We start from the raw sequence: 4,493 nt of genomic DNA, 5'->3' as shown, positions 1-4,493 counted from the left end.
GCCTTGAGCCGGTCCTTGGCCGCCTCGGAAAATCCGGAAAGCTCGATCCGGTTGACGCCCATGACGCGGGAGCGGTGCAACTCCATCCCCTCGGACAGACGCACGGTGGTCTTGCCCTCCAGAACGAGCGCATGGACTTGCGCCCCCGTGAGCTTTGGCGCGGCATCTGCCAGCGTGGCCGCGACCCAAGACGGCGAAACCCTGCGACCGATGAGGCGTTGACCATCGTCGGTCTGTAGCCGATAGACGCGGGTTTCGTCCTCGGGGAGCTGCTTCCAGATCGGCAGCAGCAGCCCCGCCACGATGTGGAGCGTGGTTTCGGAAAATTCAGGAACCTCCGCCAGCTCAGCATTCCAGGCGGTGGTGAAGGCCGCGCGGTCGACCTCCAGCCAGTGGGTGTCTTCCATGATCTTGACAGGCACCGTGCTCGCCTCGGTCGGACGGATCAGGCGCAGACGAGGCTCGATCGTGCCGTCATCGAGCATCAGGCTGGTGGCGGGCACCTGAACCGCAGCGCGACCAGAGCGGCTGTTGATCAGGCAGCGCGCGCCGAGGTCATCGAGCCAATCGAGTGCATCGGTGAGCGAGGTCGGCGTGTTGCGCCGCTTTTCTGCGATGGTCAGAAGCTGGGTTTCGGCACCGGAACCGGGATGGGTGTAGATCACCCGGGCATCGGTGACGCGGAAGCTCTCGGCGCGCAGCGTCTCGAGCCCGAGGTCATAGACACCGGCGGCGATTGCCCCCTCGATCCGCTGATCGAGCAGCGCCTCGAACGCCAAAAAGAGCACGCCCTGCATGTCGATCGTCAGCGCGAGCAGACGATTGAGGAAGGTGGTGATTGGCGGCAGGTCATCCTTCAGACCGTTGTCGTCGGTCAGGCTGAGACCCGTCGCATCCTCGAAAGCCCCGAGCGAACAGCCCGCGAAATCGCCGCGATAGAGGCGGCGATAGAGCTGGCGCAGGGCGTCGCGGGCATAAGGGCTCTCGAGGTTGTCCTCGGGCCGGAAGAGCCCCTGCCCGCCGGTCTGGCGCTGGCCGCGCGTGATCGCGCCGAGCGTGTCGAGACGCCGCGCAATGGTCGAGAGGAACCGCTTCTCCGCCTTCACATCGGTCGCGACGGGGCGGAAGAGCGGCGGCTGCGCCTGATTGGTGCGGTTGGTGCGCCCCAGCCCCTGGATCGCGGCATCGGCCTTCCAGCCCGGCTCGAGAAGGTAATGCACCCTCAGGCGCTGGTTCTTCGCACCGAGATCGGCGTGATAGCTGCGCCCGGTGCCCCCCGCATCAGAGAAGATCAGGATGCGTTTTTGGTCATCCATGAAGGCGGCGGTTTCCGCAAGGTTGGCAGAGCCGGCGCGGGTCTCGACGACGAGCCGCGCCGCAGCACCCTCGCCCTTGCGCACGATGCGGCGCGACCGGCCCGTGACCTCGGCCACGAGGTCGGTGCCGAAGCGCTGCACGATCTGGTCGAGCGCCCCCGGCACGGGCGGCAGCGCGGCCAGTTTCTCGATCAGCGCGTCGCGCCTGCGGGTGGCCTCGCGGCATTCGACCGGCTGACCGTCGCGTACCACGGGCCGCGAGGAGAGATTGCCCTCGCTGTCGGTGAAGGGCTCGTAGAGCTGCACCGGAAAGGAATGGGCGAGGTAGTCCAGGACATACTCCCTGGGAGTGATGTCACAACGGATGTCGTTCCAGTCCTCGGTCGGGATCTCGGCCAGACGCCGCTCCATCAGCGCCTCGCCGGTCGAGACGATCTGGATGACCGCCGCATGGCCCGCCGCCAGATCGGCCCCGATCGCGCCGATCAGCGTGGGGGTTTTCATCGAAGTGAGCAAATGACCGAAGAAGCGCTGCTTGGCGCTTTCGAAGGCAGACCGCGCGGCCGATTTGGCATGACGGTTGAGCGTGCCGCTCTCGCCGGTGATGTTCGCTGCCTCCATCGCCGCCGCCAGGTTATTGTGGATGATGGCGAAAGCCCCGGCATAGGCATCGTAGATGCGGCGCTGTTCGGGCGTGAGCGCATGCTCCAACATCTCGTATTCGACGCCGTCATAGGAAAGCGAGCGCGCGGTATAGAGGCCGAGCGCGCGCAGATCACGCGCGAGAACCTCCATCGCCGCGACGCCTCCGGCCTCGATCGCCTCGACGAATTCAGCGCGGGTGGCGAAGGGGAAGTCCTCGCCACCCCAGAGCCCGAGGCGCTGCGCATAGGCAAGGTTGTGAACGGTGGTGGCGCCCGTAGCCGAAACATAGACCACGCGGGCATTGGGCAGTCTGTGCTGCAAGCGCAAACCCGCCCTGCCCTGCCGCGAGGCCGCCTGATCGCCACGCTCGCCCTTCGCCACAGCGGCATTCGCCATGGCATGGCTTTCGTCAAACAGGATCACCCCGTCGAAATCCGCCCCGAGCCAATCGACGATCTGATCGACGCGGGATTTCTTCGCACCGCGTTCCTCAGAACGCAGCGTCGCATAGGTGGTGAAGAGAATGCCCTCGGAGAGCGGAATGTCGCGCCCCTGCGCGAAGCGCGAAAGCGGCGTCACCAGAAGCCGCTCCTGACCAAGGGCCGACCAGTCGCGTTGCGCATCCTCGAGAAGCTTGTCGCTTTTCGAGATCCAGAGCGCCTTGCGACGGCCCTGCGCCCAGTTGTCGAGCAGGATCCCGGCCGACTGGCGCCCCTTGCCAGCGCCCGTGCCATCGCCGAGGAAAAAGCCGCGGCGGAAACGAACGGCGTCAGCGGCATCCTCGGGCGCGGCCGAGACCATGTCGCCGGTCTCATCGACGATCCACGATCCGGCGAGATGCGCGCCATGCGCCTCGCCCGCATAGATCACGGTCTCCAACTGCGCGTCGGAGAGAAGACCATCGCGCAGGACGGCGGTGGGCAGCTTCGGACGGTAGCTGGGTTTCGGGGGCGCAACCGAGGCCATCGCCGCCGATTGCACGAGCTTGGTCGGGTGTGCGGCCGCGCCGGGGATGTCGATCGTCTGCAGACGGAAGGTCTCGTAGATCGCATCCGACAGATGCGCCGTGCTTCCATCCTCGGCGGCATCCCGCAGCGCATAGTCGATCTCCTCGGCCTTGATCGGCGTCGGAACCTGCGCCGGTCGGGCGGCAAAACGCGCGCGTGCCGGGTTGATAGGCCTGCGCGCGGCAGGGGCAGAAATCCCCGGGAAGGGGGAAGAGGGCCCCTGCCCTGCCAGGGCGTCCTGTTCCAGTTCGAGCCGGGGCGGAACCTCGCGCAGGATCCGGGCCAGAATATCTGCGGCGTCAGGGGAGATCGGCTGTCGCAGATCAGCCGTGATCCCGCCCACCTCGCCGCCCCGGCATTTGTCAAAGACCGAGAGCCGCGTCTCGAAGCTGGTGCCGTGCCGCGCAAAGGCGGCCCCGGACACCGCGCCGGTGAACACCAGATGCGCGGTCTCCGTCAGGCGCGCGAAAACCTCGGCCCAAGCCGGGGTGTCGGGCGCGAACCCCGCCCCAGTGATGGCGACAAGCCGCCCGCCCGGCGCAAGGCGCGCCAGCGCCGAGCGCAGATGTCGGGCGGTCGCCTCGGTCGTGCGGCCATCGACGTGGGCGAGTGCCGAGAAGGGCGGGTTCATCAAGATGACGCTCGGGCGCAGCGCCGCATCGAGATGATCGTCGATCTGCGCGGCATCAAAACGGGTGACGGGGCGGCCCGGGAAGAGCAATTGCAGAAGATCGGCGCGCATGCCCGCCAGCTCGTTCAACGCGAGGCCGCCCCCCGCGAGCTCGGCCAGGATCGCCAGAAGCCCGGTCCCGGCCGAAGGCTCGAGGACCAGATCTCGGGGGGTGATCTGCGTCGCAGCAAGGGCCGCGAGCCCCATCGGCAGCGGCGTCGAGAATTGCTGGAACCGCTCCATCTCCTCCGAGCGGCGGGTATGGGTCGGCAGCAGACCCGCGACCTTGGTGAGGACCGGCATCAGCGCCGCAGGCGACCCCGCCCGGGCGAGAAGCGCGTGCCCGAATTTCCGCAAAAAGAGGATAAGCGCCACCTCGCCCGCCTCATAGGCGAGCTTCCAATCCCAGGCGCCCGACGCATCGGAGCCGCCAAAGGCGCGCTCCATCTCGGGCCGCAGGCGCGAAGCGTCGATCGGCGCGCCTTGCGCCAGATCGGGCTGCAGCGCCTCGGCCACAGCAATGATCGCCGGCGCCGGATCCAAGGGCCGCAGGGGCGGCAAAGGCGCAACAGGAGGAAGAAAGGTCATCGGGAAACTCCGGAATGAGGGATAGGGCCAGCCCGGACACCCTCTCTCGGGCACCCTCAGGCCTGACCTTTCCCGACCCATCTCTCCCTCTCGAGCCTCTGTCTCCCGGCGCCCGGCTTGATTTTGTTCCCTCTTTGTTCTATCTTGAGAGTCAGCTCAGCAGGGGAGATCGACCATGGAAAGCACCGCGCCTGCGCTGCCCGCAACGCCCAAGCAGATCGCCTATGCGCGCTCGCTCGCCCTGCGCAACGGCACCCTCCTGCCATG

General features: G+C 67.2%; 1 protein-coding gene. It reads right to left on the bottom strand.

The genetic code is table 11. The features are described from left to right. Window positions 1-4,226, bottom strand: a 4,226-nt coding sequence (locus tag CRO22_RS18250; protein ID WP_097071567.1) for a strawberry notch family protein, incomplete at its 3' end; no start/stop codon positions are given. Between the last annotated feature and the right edge of the window lie 267 nt (window positions 4,227-4,493).

The sequence above is a fragment of the Rhodobacter maris genome (assembly GCF_900217815.1).
GTDB classification, from domain to species: domain Bacteria; phylum Pseudomonadota; class Alphaproteobacteria; order Rhodobacterales; family Rhodobacteraceae; genus Rhodobacter; species Rhodobacter maris.
Note: the sequence above shows the minus strand (reverse complement) of the source record. Positions and strands in the feature narration are given on the sequence as shown.